Genomic DNA, 15,610 nt, shown 5'->3' on the forward strand with positions numbered 1-15,610 from the left:
GCTCATTCATCCCCCTTCTCTTGGTTGTCATGATTGCGATTAAAGACCGCTTCTTTTATCCTCTTGCCAGCTACAACTTTCATTCCCGCCTGCCTGCGGATCTTAAGCAAATAAACGCCAAGATAAATCCCGGCGTTCCTTATCTTTATGTTTATTACATTGTACGATGAACCATGATGCCTAACTGTGATAAAAGTCACTTCTGGAAAGGCCTCCTCAGGCGCCAGTCGGAACCCTATGCCGTATTTCGATTGCTATCGCCGTCTATTGGGTCAGAATCTGCTTCATACTCCGCGCCCGATTTCGATCCCGCGGTCTGGTCATCCTGTGCTTCGGCGTCGGCTTCCGCATTAAGATACTGGCTCTGAATCAGACCAAAGTGCTCTCCATAACGGGCTTCCAGCTGCTCACCCATATCCTGTTCAAGCTGGAACAATACCATCTCCTGTGTAAAATGGTGCAGCAGCAGCTCCGCCATTACCGGATGCTCCGTGATGACCGCCCCTGTATCATATTCCCCGCCGCGCATCCCTAGTATGCACCACTGCCGGTCCACAACAAAGGAGAATTTCCGGCCGCCTCCCCGGCGCTCCGCAAGTCCGTTCCACCCAGACCACGCCAGCGTTCTTGAGAGACCCTGGTCCGGGCCGTCACAAGCCCACAGCACCTTGACTCCCCTAGCCTCCGCCTCAGCCAGCGGTTCACGCAGAAGCGAAGCTTCTTCACGCCAGACGTCAACCACGATCTCCTGTTTCGCTCGCTTCAATTCCCGGACGAGCACATCAAGCACCGCCTGATCTCCCTCCATACTGAGGAAGGGAGCGGCCGTGCCGCTTCCTCGCGGCAAGCTCTTCTCAACAAAAGCGAGTGATGCCTCCACACGGCCGGATATCATCCGCGTCAATTCCTCCGGTTTCAGCGAACGGTAACGGACGGGTTCCCCGTCCATTCGCTCAAGTGCCCCTTGCCGCTCCAAACGCTGCATGGCAGCATAGACATTAGAACGCGAAGCTCCAAGTCGTTTTGCCACTTCATAACCACCCGCCGGCCCATACTCGGCAAGGTCTACCATAATTTTCGATTCAATCTCCGTAAATCCCAAATTCCGCAAATGATGCAGCAATTGTTCCATAATATTAGTCCTCCCAAGATGCTCGAACGCTTGCTCTATCATTCACACTGTCTTATTAACACTCGCGCAAGGGCATGATCGTCCGAATCCCTATATCTTAAATCTGTTCAGCTCCACAGCGCGGACACCATTTCGAGCCTTTTGGCAAGTCGACACTGCAAATCTGGCACTTCACCATATCGCGCGTCGCCTCATCATCACCAACATAGTCCTGACTTTGGTTATTCTCCTGCCAGAAACGAATGCGGCGGTCCAGTTCCAGCTGCCGCTCCCGCTCCCGCTCAAGTTCTTCCCAGTGACGGCGCTCCTTCTCCTGCTCTTCCTGCTCGATACGCAGCTGTTCTGGATCAACCTCAGGTTCGGAGAGATCCATCTCCTCGTGCTGCCGTTCCGGCTCCGGCTCGTACATGTCCGGCTCGTATGGATCCGGATTCGAACGGTAGTCGTAGGTAGGAAATTCATCCTGTTCCTGTTGTTCTTCAGCCGCTGCATATTCATGTTTATCAAACACGATCTTACGTTCAGGCTCCCTTGGTTCATCCGATGCTGACTTCTCAGGGTGTATCAAATTAGCAAGCTTGTTTCCGCAGTACGGGCAGAAATTCGCATCCAACGCGACAACCCGTCCGCAATCACAGACCCGCTCATTCTTGAGGACCGCAATGCGGTTCCGAATCGCTTCGATTTGCTCCTGCAATCCATCGCAGGTTTGCGCAAGCTCAACCATTTCTTTTTCTGCCATCGTCATGTCCTGCAGACGGTAGCCCTCATAGAACACTTTACCCATCTGTAAGTAATATGAGTTCTTCTGCTGTTCGATTTCGGAAATTTGGCTGTTGAGTTTATTCACTTCCACTACGTGCTGCGCCTTTTCCGTTGCGCGGTTGGCTCCATCCTTAAGCTTTTGTAAAATATTCATTTATGAATCCTCCTCTTTCTCATATCCCGATTGACCGGCAGGCCGCCGGCACATTGTCATATCACTTCATTAAGGTTATTAACGATTTTTAACTAGCCATAAACCGGCCATCCCATATTTTTAACGTTCGCATACTACTCGATGTGATGATCCATGCTCCTCATCGTCCAGTATACTGCCGCCATGGTGATTCTATCATACCAAATTCCTTGCCCCATGTGAAAAAGGAAGCCCCTTCCAACTGCACGGCTGATTCATCCCGGCCCCGAACGTGTATATGATTAGAAAATTGGACAGTGCAATGCCGGATACTGTCGGCTACAGCCGCATCCTATACCGTGCAGCCCTTAGCTGCCGAAGACTGGAGGGATTTAATATGACAAACGATAAAAAGACGTATTATGTTTCAGTCAATCACAACCTGATCCAGGATGTGCCGAACGATACGAACGAATATGTCGTATATATGGATGATAAAGAGGTCTCAAAGCTGAGGGGGCTGCTCTATGAAGTCAGCAGCAGCGATCGGTATGCGTTTAAACGCACATTCGTCCCTTATAAGTCGGCAGATCATGACGATGCTGCCGAGCAATACGATGAACGAACGATCAACCTCTACCACTTTCTCCATGAACATGGGGATGAACGCACCCGCAAAACCATTGAGGACATGAACATCATCGGCAAGCTGACCGACACCGGCTACGATGATCCCGGTTATGAGGACTCGCCATTAAATAAGTAAAGATCGACGTACCTTCTCGGAAGACAGACCGCATTTAGCGGAAGTTTTTCTTGCTAGATCAAGGCCTCTGAAGTGTATGCTTTCTTATCTCTTAAAATACGAATGAATCCCGGAGCCAAGCCGCCCCGGGATTCATTCGTATAACAAGAACATCGCCCGGTCTTGCGCAGGTCCTGTTCTACTTTATAGATTCGCAAGCCGGGGTACAAGGATAAAAAGTCCCGTTTATCCCACGACTATTAGCACAGCTTACAGTTTAATGTTCGCCTCATCGAAGTATTCCTCCAGCGTCAAGCCGCTGTCGGCAATATCCGGCGCAAGATCCTTGCCTACATAACGGATATGCCACGGCTCGTATACATAGCCGGTAATATCCTCGGCCCCTTCCGGATAACGAATGATAAAGCCGAATTCCGGCGCGCGTTGCGCCAGCCACTGCCCTTCCTCCGTATGCCCGAACGCTTCCTCCAGCGCATTGCCTGCGCTAGGACTGGACACGTCTATCGTAAGGCCTGTCTGATGCTCACTCGTACCCGGCACCGCGCTTACACGATTAGCCTCGGCTTCCCCTTTGGTACGAACATTGTTCTCGTATATCGTTTTTTGACGGGCATAAGAACGGTATCCCGACACGGCCCGGAGCTCGATGCCGTCTGCTTGGGCCGCAGCGAACAATTCCTCGAGCGCGTCTGCCGCTTCTTTTCTCAGGTGCCGTTTTTCGTGCGGCTCATCAAAAGAAAATGGAACATCCGGCTCCACGAGGTCACTTGGTTCATATCCATCCGGCAAGCTGCGCTGCTTATTCACAACCACCGTCATCGCCTCTGCATTGGTTACAACCTGCTTGCCGCCGCTTTCCTGGATCGTGGCCTGAAGGGCATTCTCGCTCCGCTTCGCCATGACCGGATCCGCCTGCTGATCCTCAGCCCCAGTCTCTTCATTGCCCGCGCCGGCCTCAGGAAGCGTGTTTCCTTCCTGGCCTTCAGCCGGCGACTGCAATTCCTGACCCTGTTCCTTGCCGGAACCCGCATCATCCGATTGACAGCCTGCCAGAATGGCTCCTGCTAACAGCAAGGATGACAGCATTGCGCTTGTAAATCGTGTTCGTTTTCCCGAAAATGCATTCATCTATGGCTTCTTCCTTTCCCACGGTTTGTCCTGCCCCCATTGTACCTTATTCAGAATGAGCAGAACAAACGAGGCGCCTGTCGAAACATCCCAGATAATCTCCGTTTACGTCAAATATCCGGCAGATTGCCCCGATTTATGGCGCCGCATCTATCAAATTCAATACAATTCTGTGATGGATTGGTAAGCCTTACGGCGACTTCAAGCTGCGGCGCTTCTGCTCGGCTTGCTTGGCCGCGCCGCGGGCAATCACGCTGAGCGCTTTGGACGCGCCGCGAACGCCTGGCAGTAAGCTTGTCCAGTCGCCGACTGGGCCCAGCTGATCTGCCGGAGGCGGCGGTGACAGCTGCACCGCCAGCTCGCTAAGCTGCGGGCCGGGCCGGTGCAATCGGCCCTCGGCCGCCGCTTCGGCCACCCATTCGCCAGGAGAAGGGCCGGACGGCCCCTTCTCCTTCGCGCGGGCGGCCTGCTCTGCGGCAGAGCCGCCTGCCTGCGGCGGAGCTGCTTTGGCCCAAGCGCCAAAGACGCCGGCCAGCAGCGCTTCCCGCGGCAGCCCCAGCAGCGTCAGCTGCTGGAGCGGCTCAGCCGCAAGCCGCAGGGCTGCGGCAGCCAGCAAGGCTGCGGCGTGCCCGCAGGCCGCTTGGCCGCAGGTGCAGCGGGCAGAGGCGGCCGCCTCTTCGCCCTGCAGGGGGGACGGCGCCAGCTCGGCCAGCCAAGGTGCGTCCTTCCCTGCAAGCAGGCGGTACAGCGCCTGCGGGTCTTCCTCCAGATAAACCAGCACGGCCTCGCGGGCAGCAGGGCTCAGCGTCTTTACCTGAACGCTGACCTCATAGGTCCCCGAAGATTCGGGCGCTCCATCCACTTTCCCTTTTAACCATCCGGGTTCGATCACCAACCCGATCCGTTCGGCCGATTCCGCAGATTCCATAACCCACACCTCCTTGGCGTCCATTTTTATACGCCTTTTTACGCTGCTTCACGCGCCTTATGCAATCCGGTTACATCCAATCCTGCTCTTGCAGCTCGATCAACTGGCGAAGCTCACCGTCCGACATTTCCGTCAGCCATGTTTCACCCGATCCGACCACCTGCTCGGACAACGCCTTCTTCTGTTCAATCAGCTCGTCAATCCGTTCCTCCAGCGTTCCCTGAGAAATCAGCTTGTGAACCTGAACGTTGCGATGCTGGCCGATCCGGAACACACGGTCCGTCGCCTGATTCTCAACCGCCGGGTTCCACCAACGGTCATAGTGGAGCACATGGTTCGCACGGGTCAAATTCAGACCTACGCCCCCGGCTTTTAACGACAGAACAAAAAACTCAGTCCCCTCGCCTGCCTGGAACGCCCGTACCATCTCATCCCGCTCCCGTTTGGGCACCCCGCCATGAAGGAAATACGGCTCCTTCCCGTATTTACGCCCAAGCATGCTTACCAGCAATTCACCCATGCCTACATACTGGGTAAAAATCAGTGCGGATTCTCCAACATCCGCGATGCTGTCGAGAATTTCAAGCATGCGCTCCATTTTGCCCGAGGACTCCGCACGCACCGCACGTCCTTCGTCGCGTCGAAGCAGCTGCGGATGATCGCATATCTGCTTCAGCTTGGTGAGGGATGAAAGCACAAGTCCCTTGCGCGCCATGCCCGTCCGGCTTTCGATCTGTCCCATCATCTCATCGACAACCGCTTGGTACATCGCACCTTGAACCTCGGTCAGCGGGCAATACGATTTCAATTCCAATTTCTCCGGCAGATCCTTCCGGATATCCGGATCGCTCTTGAGTCTGCGCAGCATGAACGGAGATACGAGCTTATGAAGCTCACGGAATCTCTCCTGCTGCCCCTCTCCCGGCGCATATCGCTGACGGAACGTGTTAAAGGAGCCGAGATATCCCGGATTAAGAAAGTGAAAGATCGACCACAGCTCGGCCAAACGGTTCTCCACCGGTGTTCCGGTCATGGCAATACGGTGAGGCGCGGATAATTTCATGACGCTCTGCGCTTGCTTCGTACGATAATTCTTAATATATTGTGCTTCGTCAAGCACCACACTCGACCACTGGATAGCGGATAAATCACCGCCGTCTCTTCCCGCCAAATGATAGGTGGTCAGCACGATATCATGATTGGCTGCTTCCTGCAGGAAGTCCTCTCCACGCAGACGTCGAACGCCATGGTGCACATGCAAGGTCAGATCCGGTGCAAATCGCTGAATTTCCCGCTGCCAGTTACCCAGAAGCGAAGTCGGACAAATAATCAGCACCGGACCGCCAGCCGATTCCGTATTTAGACGCTCCAGCAGACAGGTAATAACCTGTACCGTTTTTCCAAGTCCCATATCGTCGGCAAGGCAAACACCAAATCCCAAATCGCGCATCACGCTAAGCCACTGGTACCCCCGTTCCTGATACGGTCTCAGTTCGCCGTGAAGCGAGGAAGGAATTGGACGAGACGGCAGCTTGCGGGCCGTTTCGCCATCCAGTAAGGAGGATAGCAGACCGGTTGTCTCCACTTCCTCGATAAAGAGACCTTTCCACATGCGTTCTCCATCCATATCCGCGCTAAGATGCATCCATTCCGCAAGCTCCATCTCGCCCTTCTCATGGCGCTTCATGAACCGCAGCACTTGGTTGATCTCCTTCAGATCCACCTCAACCCATTCCCCGCGGAACTCGACATAGGGCAGGTTCTGTTCGGCCAGAAACTTCAATTCTTCGCGCGTCAGGGATTGGCCTCCCATCGCTGCGGAGATTTGAAAGCTGACCAGATGCTCCATGCCGAGCACCGGCAGAGGATGCGCTTCGCCGGATGGTCTTGCATCCGGCATCATTTTGAGAGACAAGCCGACGCGGCGGCGCCCTTCCCTGCTCCATCGTGAAGGCATTTGAACCGTGACTCCGCTTGCCGTTAATTTCGGAACCGATTCCTTCATAAATGTGGACAAGCGGTCAAGCGACAGCGATACGCTCTCGGGAGCACGCCCGTACAAGCCAGCGGCCAGCTCCGGTGCCAGCTCTGCCGCTTCTCCCAGCTTCATTAACAGCTGCAGTTGAACCTTAGAATACATCCGTCCACGGATCAGCTGATCGGATTCCGGATTTCCCCAAATGCTGCGGACGGGCATCGATAAGCCTTCATCCTCCTGACTGCGTGCCCAGAAGGACACCTTCCAGTCCTTCCGGCTCTCATCCAGGGGCGGCTCAAGCCGCAGCCCAAGTCCAATGGTCCCGTTCTCGGGAGGCTGATCCTCTCCGCTGTCATATGGAAACGCCGTCCCTCCAACGCGTTCAACGGCTTCCTCCAGCTCGCTCACTTCCTCGGCCGTCCCTTGAATGGGAATGTCCCGACTAACGGTCAACAGGCTGTTCCACCACAGCTCGGCCAGCGGAGATTGTCCCCGCCGGTAGTTCGCCAGATAGGTCCGCAGCTTATCCTCCGATTCGCGGACAGCCGCCCGGACTTGGCTGTCGATCACGCCGCACAGAAAAGAATACAGCACAATAGCCCCTGCTTCCTCACGGGTAGAAGGATCGAATCCGGCAAGAGCTGCCGGCGTCCCGATCGCAATGGGCGGGATATTCGCTGCCAACTGCAGAAAGCGCGCTCCATCCTCGGCAGACAGCTGCGGCTTCCATACCGCCTTTATGTTTTGCATCGTTGTCCGGCGCCTGCCTACGGAAGGCACCTCGACCGTCCCTGGTGCAAACTTCCCTTGCAGAAGCAGTTCCAATGCGAATCTGCTTGCTTGTACCCAATATTCCATTTCTTCACCAACGCTTAGGCCCTGAGTCTGATAATACTCAGGATCCAGCGAGATCAGCCATTGAAATGCGTCTCCCGGTGTCAGAGCAAGCCCTTCCATCGTCCGTCCGCCAAGTGTCTTCCGTTCCGGACGCCGTGCGCTTTTCGATCCGAGAACTTTGGCCGGATATCGGAGCTCGGCAAGCCGGAGGGAAGCGTTAGCGAAGGGACGGATTCCATCCGGTCTGCGAAAGGTACGGACCACGCGGCTCCAAGCATCCACTCTCGGTTCCGAAACCTCACCGGAAAAACAAAAGAATACGTCACCTAACCATACGCCATAGAGCGGTTGATTCATCGTTGTCTCCCGTCTTTTCCTGCTTTATAGATATTATTACTATCTTATACGATAGCTTCAACATTTCAAAACGATGCGAAATCGTTCCCACGCCAAAATAACGTCAACCTTTATCATACCATGTATTTACTATTTCGTAGTGATCTATGTATTGCAGAATTCTCCTATATAGGTTAATAAAATATCCGTAATCTTATACAATCACCGGTTACCGCCAGCAGGAAAATCCCAATTTTTTTGTTTTTATGCGACCCTAATGCCGATCGACCGTATGTAGATCATACAATTAGAGTTCGGGAGGGTATTTCATTATGAGTTTTGTTGGCTTTGGCATTATCGGGATTTTGACATTATTACTGGGATTATTCTTCTTCCTTCTTCACATTGCCGTCTGCGTATGGGGTTATAAGGACGCCAGGCGAAAAGGCCGCAGCCCCGAATTTGCGATTCTGGTTGTGCTGGGCTTGTTGTTCTTCCCTGTTGTTGGTCTCATTATATATTTGCTGATCCGAAATCATTATTAGAGGTTGTTCAAAAAGTCCGCTTTTGATAAGAAAACCTCTATCGAGGCCACTTCAAGGATGAGCGACCGCGATGCATAGGTAGGTTTTCTTGCGATATATAATTTCATCAGTTCCACTGATAACTCATAAATTCTATATCTAACACGAAGCGAATCAGGAAGCAGCTCGGCATCGAATCTTGAATTCAGCCGGGCCTTCCGGTGCTCACGTACCCAAAACGAGCTAAAAGTATGTGATTAAGAAACGAAAAGGTCGAAGCACAGCGCTCTAAATGAGTCTGTCTTCGACCTTTTATTATGATTACTTCGCTTTCAAGCTTTCCCATGATTTCTGAATGCCTTCGAACAATTGGTTCTTGTCCACATTGCCTGCCACATAACCTTGCATCTGGCTGCCGAATTCATTCATGCCGCCGTCAGGGAATTTGTTGAACTCCCAGCTGAGCGCCTTGTTCTCTTTGCTGTATTTCATGACATCGTTCCCCAGATCGCCAAGCGTCTCGCTGTTTGCTTCGATGCTGGTCAGTGCCGGGATGAACTTGAACTCTTCCGTAATGTAACGTTTACCGGTCTCCGAAGTGACGAGCCAGTTCAGGAATTCCTTCGCTTCATCCTTCACCTGCGATTTGTTGTTCACGACCCAGTTGTTTGGCACGCCGATCGGAAGCTTGTCATTCTCTTCGGCATTGTCATTGATCGGCATCGGCAGAAGGCCGATGTTCAGATCCGGATTGATGCCGTCGATCTGTACTTGCGTCCAGTTCCCGTTCTGGGTCATGGCCGCTTCACCGCTGGCAAAGGTCGTGATTTCCGTGTTGTAATCCGTCGTCAGCGGGTTCTTCTGGCCGTATTGGACGGTGAGGTCGAACAGTCTCATCCATTCGTCGAATTTCGCGTTGCCAACCAGCTTCTCCGTGCCTTCATTCATTCCTTTAACGAATGCATTCGGATCTTCCTGATGGGCGAAAGGAATGTTCAGCAAATGGTTGGCCAAAATCCAGGTCTCTTGGTATCCGTTCACGAATGGCGTAATACCGGCTGCTTGCAGTTTTTTGGCTGCTTCCTCAAGCTCTGTGAGCGTCTTAGGAAGCTCGGTGATTCCCGCTTTTTCAAACAAATCTTTATTATAAATAAATCCATAACCCTCGATCGTCATCGGTTGCCCGTACAGTTTACCGTCTTTGGTCATAGGCTCTTTGGCAACGTCAACAACATCCTTCACCCATGGCTGGTCTGAGAGATCCTCAACATTCTCGAACCAGGTTTCAAGATCGCGATATCCGCCAACGTTGAAAATATCCGGCTCGTCGCCGGAAGCGAACTTCGCTTTCAGTGCCGCGCCATAATCCGAGCCGCCGCCAACCGTTTGAATGTCCAGCTTAATGCCGGGATGCTCTTTTTCGTATTCGGCTTTCAGTTTATTCAGAGCTTCGGCGATTTCGACTTTAAATTGAAAAATCTTAATCGTTTTCGTTCCGCCCTCGGCACCACCATCAGCGCCTTGATTGTCCTCATTCTTTCCGCCGCAGGCTGCAAGCAGCGTAGAGAAAGCCAGAACCATGACCAGGAGCAGCTTACCGTATTTCTTCATTGTGAATCCTCCCTTTTTTTCTTCTATAAGGATCGTGTACTGCATTTGTTGATAGCGTTTACTTTTCCAGTATAATCAACCTTTTTTCGTTAAATCAGGGATTATATTGATCTGTGAGGGGGAAGGAATTGACCGATTGGCGGCTATCCCTTCACCGCTCCTTGCGTAATGCCCTCAATGATGTATTTCTGCATGGCAAGGAAGAAAATAATGACCGGCATGATCCCCAGCACCAGCGCCGGCAGAGCCAAATCCCACTGCTTGGTATATTGCCCAAAAAAGGCGAAGGTAGCAATCGGAATGGTCCGAAGCTCTGCGGACTGCAGGATCAGGGATGGCAGCAGGTAGTCATTCCATATCCATAGGGTGTTCAGGATGATGACCGTAACGAACATCGGCTTCATCAGCGGGAATACCACCCGGAAGAATACGCCGTATCCGCTGGATCCATCCACGGTTGCGGCTTCTTCGATCTCCATCGGGATCGATTTCACGAAGCCATGGAACAGAAATACGCTTAGCGGAACTCCGAAACCCAGGTAACAGATAATGAGCCCGTACAAGCTGTTGTTAATGCCCATCGTTGCCGTCACTTTCACGAGCGGAATCATGATCGATTGAAACGGAATGACCATCGCCGCCACAAACAGCGCAAACATGATCTGGTTAAAGCGCGTGTTCCGACGAACCATCTGATACGCGGTCATCGCACTTAACATCGCCAGCAGCAGATTGCTGGCTACCGTAACGACCAGCGAGTTCCAGAACGCCTGCGGGAAATTGGTGATCTCCCACGCCCGTGAATAGTTGCTCCATTCAAGGGTGGTCGGAAGTCCTGCCGAGTCCGTCAACAGATCGCCGAAGGTTTTGACAGAGTTCACGAACAGGAAGTAGAACGGAACCAGGAAGAGCAGGGCTACGACGACCATAATGATCTCGGTAACCATGGTGTTCAGCCGGTATTTTTTCGTGGTCTCCATTAGGCTTCAACCTCCTTGCTCTTCGTGAATCGAACTTGCAGACTTGTTATGATGGCAACCACGATGAAGAAGATGACCGCTTTCGCCGTTCCGAGCCCGAGACGGTTATTCGTATAAGCCTCGTTGTAAATATTCATGGCCACCGACTCCGTGGAGCCGAACGGTCCGCCTTTAGTTAAGGACAGGTTCAAGTCGAACATTTTGAAGGACCAGGAAATCGCCAGGAACAAACATACCGTAACCGCTGGCATAACGAGCGGTATAATGATAGACCGCAGTACCTGCCCTCTGCTCGCGCCGTCGATTTCGGCTGCCTCCAGAATATCCTTCGGCACGTTGTTGAGCGAGGAGATGTAGATGACCATCAGGTAACCTGCCGTCTGCCATACGAAAACGATTACAATTGCCCAAAAGGCAGTTCCCTTCGTACCGAGCCACGGCAGATTGAAAAAACCGAGGTTGGTGGCATTACCGATCGCTGCAAACCCTTTGACAAAAATAAACTGCCAGATAAAACCGAGCAGCAGGCCGCCGATGACGTTAGGCATGAAGAAAATCGTCCGGAGCACGTTCCGTGTCTTAAGCGGCTTGGTCAGGAAGTATGCCAGTAAAAATCCGAGCAGATTCGTAAGGATGACGCCAAGCACCGTAAACCGGGTTGTGAACCAGAAGGCATCACGGAATTTATCATCATTGGTAAAAATGGTAACAAAATTATCAAAGCCGACAAAGTCGATTTTGCTTGACACGCCATTCCAGTTCGTGAAGGAATAATAAAGACCCAGAAGGAACGGAATGATCATGATCAGGATGAAAAAAATAGTGGAAGGTCCCACGAAAAGAAACTGCTGCAGCAGCGCCGAAGATTTTTTTCGATTCATCCCTTGATCTCCCCTTTTCGTTTAAGTTGTTGTATGATGTACAGCCATTATGCGGTAACCTGTAAACAATAAACACGGAGAATCATGAACCGTTAGGTGTAAAATATTGACCATACGCGATGCCCAATCCATAACTCAGGGGGTGATCCTATATGAAATACCGCAGCATCCAGACCCGGCTGATCACATTCATGCTCGCTGTCACAACCATTCCGCTCCTGCTCTCGCTGTTCATTACGTTTACGCATACCCGCGAGTCCGTGAAGGAGCAGACGGTGGATGAAAATATACGATTGATTTATCAGGGAGCCACCAATCTGATGAACTATTTGCGCGGCATCGACCGCGCCTCCCTGTCCGTATATTCCGATCCCCATTTTCTGCGCAATCTTGCCTTAGATCCCGATAATCACCGGGTTGTAGCCGAGCTGTATACAACCTTGCAGGCCATTCAAACGGGCACGCAGGACGTGCATCAAATTTATCTGCATAATAATTTAACGGGACAGTCCACCCAGATATCTAGTAATCTCCCTCGTAGGGAATTCCGTCAGGCGCCCTACCGTAAAATAGAAGAATTCGGCCTGGGCAATACGGCCATCGAGCCCGTCCATCAGGTGCACAGTTACGGGTTCCCTCCGCGGCCTGCGGACATTTTGAATTTTGAAGTTTTCACCTTCTATCGATCCATCACCAACGTGCCGTCACCCGACCAATATGCCCTTATGGCGATCGATGTGAAACTTGACAGTATTTTGGCCATTTGCGATCAACTGTATGCTAAAGGGGAAGAACAGCTATACTTGATTGATGACGAGGGAAGCATCATCTACGGTCCGGATCCGCAGCAGAGAGGGCAAAGTTTGGACGACCCTGTGCTCATGGGCGAAATCGCTCAAGCGGATAATGGATATTATGACGGCGAAGACGCGATGATCGTCTACGAGAAGCTCGATTTGCCTTACGCTCCTTGGACGCTTGTCAAACAAATCCCGCATCAAACGTTGTACAAACATTCGACAGAACTCACGAGCATTAACGCGATTATTGCGATATTAGCACTGTTCGTTGTCATATTCGGCACGCTATGGATATCCATTCGGATTACAAGACCCATTAAACAACTCACAAGCTATATGAATCAGGTGAAAACCGGGCGGCTTGACGTGGATATTGACGTTACAAGCCCGGACGAGATCGGGATTCTCTCCCGCCGCTTCCGAACGATGATGGACACCATCAACAACCTGATCCTGCGTGAGTACCGGCTGGAAATCGCCAATAAGACCAATCAGCTGAAGGCACTCCAGGCGCAGATTGATCCGCATTTCCTGTACAATTCGCTCCAGTCGATCGGTACCCTGGCCCTGCAGCATAATGTGCCGCGAATCTATTCCCTGCTCTCATCGCTGGCGAATATGATGCGCTACAATATGCGCAACAGCGAGGGCAAAGTGACCCTGCAGGATGAGATCAACCATGTGCGGCTGTACCTTGAACTGCAGAAGCAGCGGTTCCGTGACCAGCTGGACATCACATGGGATTTGGATTCGGAGAGCCTTACGACTCCGGTTCCAAAGATGATCCTGCAGCCGATTGTTGAGAATTATTTTAAGCATGGCATGAATACGCACGCCGGCGTCGGCCATATATCCATATCTTCCCGCATCTCGGAAGATCGCCGCTTGATCGTCATCGTTGAAAATAACGGGTCCTCCATCGAAGAGGCCGAGCTCGCCTTGATTCGCAGCAAGCTTGCGACCGCTTACGGCCACCCTGACCGGAACGATGCCGGCAATGAATCGATTGGGCTCTTAAATGTATTGATGCGATTGAACTTATACTCCGACAACAAGGCCGGATTAACGATAGAGAATGTAGTACCACACGGCGTCAAGGTCACGCTCGATATCAACGCATGGGAGAGTGAACAGTAGAATGAGAGTATTGATCGTAGATGACGAACAGCATGTGCGGGAGGCTATAGGGCTTCTGGCAGACTGGGAGCAGCATGGCGTCACGGAAATTGATCAGGCCGCTGACGGGGAGGAAGCGGTCCGCTTAATCGAGGAGAACAAACCGCAAATTGTCATGACCGACATGCGAATGCCCCGCAAAAACGGACTGGAGCTGCTTACCTGGCTCCATACTACGAAACCGGATATTAAAGTGCTCGTCATTAGCGGATATGATGATTTTGAATATGTGCGTCATACGATCCGTTCGGGAGGCATTGACTATATTCTCAAGCCCGTTGAACCGGACAGCTTGAACGAAGCGCTGGCCAAAGCGGTTCAAACCTGGCAGCTCGAGGAAGAGAAGCGGCAGCAGATTACTAACCAGAATATCGAAATGAATCAGATGACCCCTTTCTATATGGACCGCCTGCTCTCGGATCTGGTTAACGGCTACGGCAACAGGGACAGCGTGGTTTCTCAATTGCGGAACCGGATGACGCTGCCGGTAACCGGCATGATCTATAACGTTGCCGTCCTACGCGATGATCAATTTGACGAAGCTTTGCTGTCCAAATTCCGCAACAGGCGCCATCTGCTATCCTTCACGCTCATCAATATTTGCAATGAACTGTTGATGGATCAGGGGGTTGCCTTTCGACATATCGACAAGCCCGGTGAAATCATGATCCTCTGTTGGAATCCGCGGCTTCCCTTTAACGACGTACTGGATCGAATCAATGACGGGTTCTTCTCCACCCTTCGGAGGCGAAGCCATTTCGGTGCCGCCAGAGCAGACGCCTTTCCCGAAGATTTGCCGAAGGCTTATCTAAATGCCGCCCAAGCTTTGTGCAGCCGCAATCTATTAACCGGCAAATCCCGTATCCATCGCGAACGCGCCGTTGAAAGCGATGGCTCGCGCACCCTGCGGCTCTCCTCCTACGAGGAGAAATTCAAACTGGCTGCGCTTAGCAGGAGCAAGGAGCGCATTGAGGCAGCCACGGAAGAATGGCTGCAAGATGTGAGAGAGAGGGATCTCGTATCGCCGGAGCATCTGGCGAGATGGAATTCGGAGTGGGACTGGATCCAGTATCATTGGACGGAAAATGAAGTGAAAAGCACGCAGGAGCCCATCGAAGACGCTGAAATCTCGCAGGACCTCCCCTCCCCGCTTCCTTACAGCGAGGAGGGAATGATCTGCTGGGATCGCTGGCGCGAACAGATCAGCGGAAGGCTGTATGCAGCATCCCGGGTTCTTACCCAGATTCATTCCAAGGACAGTCACATCATTCATGATATTGCCCACTATTTGGAGCAGCACTATCATGAGGAGATTTCCCTTCAGCAAATTGCGGGGAAGTTCTTTCTTAGCAGGGAGTACATTTCGCGAAAATTCAAGCAGGAATTCGGCGTAACGTTATCGGATTTTCTCGGGCGGATTCGTATCGACAAAGCCAAAACGCTGCTGCTCAATCCCCAGATCCGGATCGCCCAAATCGCGGAGATGGTTGGTTACCAGGATGAGAAGTATTTCAGCAAAGTGTTCAAAAAGATGGAGGGTTTAACGCCCAACGAATACCGCAAGAAACCTATGAGTTAAGTGAAGGGGCGGTGCCCTTTTCTTGGCTGCTGGCTCGATATTCATTCTTTTGGGTA

The 15,610-nt window shown here is 52.1% G+C and carries 13 protein-coding genes; 4 read left to right on the forward strand and 9 right to left on the reverse strand.

Translation table 11 applies throughout. The features are described from left to right. Nucleotides 1–2: 2 nt before the first annotated feature. The 3 genes from M4D81_RS25245 to M4D81_RS25255 all read right to left on the reverse strand — a co-directional run bounded on the left by M4D81_RS25245 (nt 3) and on the right by M4D81_RS25255 (nt 2,051). Entirely contained in the window at nt 3–200 is a 198-nt protein-coding gene (locus tag M4D81_RS25245; RefSeq protein ID WP_260068458.1) for a hypothetical protein, read from the reverse strand. A 35-nt stretch (nt 201–235) separates the two neighbouring features. Further along, nucleotides 236–1,132 carry a TrmB family transcriptional regulator gene (locus M4D81_RS25250; RefSeq protein WP_071222075.1) on the reverse strand — a complete coding sequence of 299 codons (897 nt, stop codon included), beginning with the start codon at nt 1,130–1,132 and terminating at the stop codon, nt 236–238. Nucleotides 1,133–1,229: 97 nt separating this feature from the next. Then, on the reverse strand, nt 1,230–2,051 hold the full coding sequence (locus M4D81_RS25255; RefSeq protein WP_071222076.1) for a zinc ribbon domain-containing protein: 822 nt from the start codon (nt 2,049–2,051) through the stop codon (nt 1,230–1,232). Nucleotides 2,052–2,427: 376 nt separating this feature from the next. On the opposite strand from M4D81_RS25255, the gene M4D81_RS25260 reads away from it, so the two are divergent. After that, nucleotides 2,428–2,796, forward strand: coding sequence for a hypothetical protein (locus tag M4D81_RS25260; RefSeq protein ID WP_071222077.1), 369 nt, complete (start codon nt 2,428–2,430; stop codon nt 2,794–2,796). A 249-nt stretch (nt 2,797–3,045) separates the two neighbouring features. Here M4D81_RS25260 and M4D81_RS25265 read toward each other — a convergent pair whose 3' ends face one another. The 3 genes from M4D81_RS25265 to M4D81_RS25275 form a co-directional block, all read right to left on the reverse strand. After that, a complete protein-coding gene (locus M4D81_RS25265) occupies nt 3,046–3,924 on the reverse strand; it encodes a M15 family metallopeptidase (RefSeq protein WP_071222078.1) in 879 nt (292 codons plus the stop codon). A gap of 190 nt (nt 3,925–4,114) precedes the next feature. Next, nucleotides 4,115–4,852 (reverse strand): hypothetical protein, encoded by a 738-nt coding sequence (locus M4D81_RS25270; RefSeq protein ID WP_260068459.1) that lies wholly within the window; start codon nt 4,850–4,852, stop codon nt 4,115–4,117. A 70-nt stretch (nt 4,853–4,922) separates the two neighbouring features. Beyond that, a complete protein-coding gene (locus M4D81_RS25275; RefSeq protein WP_260068460.1) occupies nt 4,923–8,024 on the reverse strand; it encodes a DEAD/DEAH box helicase in 3,102 nt (1,033 codons plus the stop codon). 311 nt (nt 8,025–8,335) lie between these two features. On the opposite strand from M4D81_RS25275, the gene M4D81_RS25280 reads away from it, so the two are divergent. Beyond that, nucleotides 8,336–8,548, forward strand: a complete 213-nt coding sequence (locus M4D81_RS25280) for a PLDc N-terminal domain-containing protein (protein ID WP_260068461.1) — start codon at nt 8,336–8,338, stop codon at nt 8,546–8,548. A gap of 300 nt (nt 8,549–8,848) precedes the next feature. Here M4D81_RS25280 and M4D81_RS25285 read toward each other — a convergent pair whose 3' ends face one another. From M4D81_RS25285 to M4D81_RS25295, 3 genes are all read right to left on the reverse strand, one after another. Further along, nucleotides 8,849–10,138 carry an ABC transporter substrate-binding protein gene (locus tag M4D81_RS25285; protein ID WP_071222082.1) on the reverse strand — a complete coding sequence of 430 codons (1,290 nt, stop codon included), beginning with the start codon at nt 10,136–10,138 and terminating at the stop codon, nt 8,849–8,851. A 143-nt stretch (nt 10,139–10,281) separates the two neighbouring features. Continuing rightward, a complete protein-coding gene (locus tag M4D81_RS25290) occupies nt 10,282–11,118 on the reverse strand; it encodes a carbohydrate ABC transporter permease (protein WP_071222083.1) in 837 nt (278 codons plus the stop codon). Further along, nucleotides 11,118–11,999 carry a carbohydrate ABC transporter permease gene (locus M4D81_RS25295; protein WP_071222084.1) on the reverse strand — a complete coding sequence of 294 codons (882 nt, stop codon included), beginning with the start codon at nt 11,997–11,999 and terminating at the stop codon, nt 11,118–11,120. Before M4D81_RS25295 ends, M4D81_RS25290 begins: the two co-directional genes overlap by 1 nt. A gap of 152 nt (nt 12,000–12,151) precedes the next feature. On the opposite strand from M4D81_RS25295, the gene M4D81_RS25300 reads away from it, so the two are divergent. Both M4D81_RS25300 and M4D81_RS25305 read left to right on the forward strand, forming a co-directional pair. Beyond that, nucleotides 12,152–13,936 (forward strand): cache domain-containing sensor histidine kinase, encoded by a 1,785-nt coding sequence (locus tag M4D81_RS25300; RefSeq protein WP_260068462.1) that lies wholly within the window; start codon nt 12,152–12,154, stop codon nt 13,934–13,936. Nucleotide 13,937: 1 nt separating this feature from the next. Then, nucleotides 13,938–15,554, forward strand: coding sequence for a response regulator (locus M4D81_RS25305; protein WP_260068463.1), 1,617 nt, complete (start codon nt 13,938–13,940; stop codon nt 15,552–15,554). Nucleotides 15,555–15,610: the final 56 nt, after the last annotated feature.

It is taken from the genome of Paenibacillus sp. p3-SID867 (assembly GCF_025142895.1).
GTDB lineage: Bacteria > Bacillota > Bacilli > Paenibacillales > Paenibacillaceae > Paenibacillus_AQ.

Coding starts and splice junctions, on each gene's coding strand:
- M4D81_RS25285 (WP_071222082.1), bottom strand. CDS start 10,138: ATGAAGAAATACGGTAAGCTGCTCCTGGTCATGGTTCTGGCTTTCTCT.
- M4D81_RS25270 (WP_260068459.1), bottom strand. CDS start 4,852: ATGGAATCTGCGGAATCGGCCGAACGGATCGGGTTGGTGATCGAACCC.
- M4D81_RS25250 (WP_071222075.1), bottom strand. CDS start 1,132: ATGGAACAATTGCTGCATCATTTGCGGAATTTGGGATTTACGGAGATT.
- M4D81_RS25305 (WP_260068463.1), top strand. CDS start 13,938: ATGAGAGTATTGATCGTAGATGACGAACAGCATGTGCGGGAGGCTATA.
- M4D81_RS25280 (WP_260068461.1), top strand. CDS start 8,336: ATGAGTTTTGTTGGCTTTGGCATTATCGGGATTTTGACATTATTACTG.
- M4D81_RS25295 (WP_071222084.1), bottom strand. CDS start 11,999: ATGAATCGAAAAAAATCTTCGGCGCTGCTGCAGCAGTTTCTTTTCGTG.
- M4D81_RS25265 (WP_071222078.1), bottom strand. CDS start 3,924: ATGAATGCATTTTCGGGAAAACGAACACGATTTACAAGCGCAATGCTG.
- M4D81_RS25275 (WP_260068460.1), bottom strand. CDS start 8,024: ATGAATCAACCGCTCTATGGCGTATGGTTAGGTGACGTATTCTTTTGT.
- M4D81_RS25300 (WP_260068462.1), top strand. CDS start 12,152: ATGAAATACCGCAGCATCCAGACCCGGCTGATCACATTCATGCTCGCT.
- M4D81_RS25255 (WP_071222076.1), bottom strand. CDS start 2,051: ATGAATATTTTACAAAAGCTTAAGGATGGAGCCAACCGCGCAACGGAA.
- M4D81_RS25260 (WP_071222077.1), top strand. CDS start 2,428: ATGACAAACGATAAAAAGACGTATTATGTTTCAGTCAATCACAACCTG.
- M4D81_RS25290 (WP_071222083.1), bottom strand. CDS start 11,118: ATGGAGACCACGAAAAAATACCGGCTGAACACCATGGTTACCGAGATC.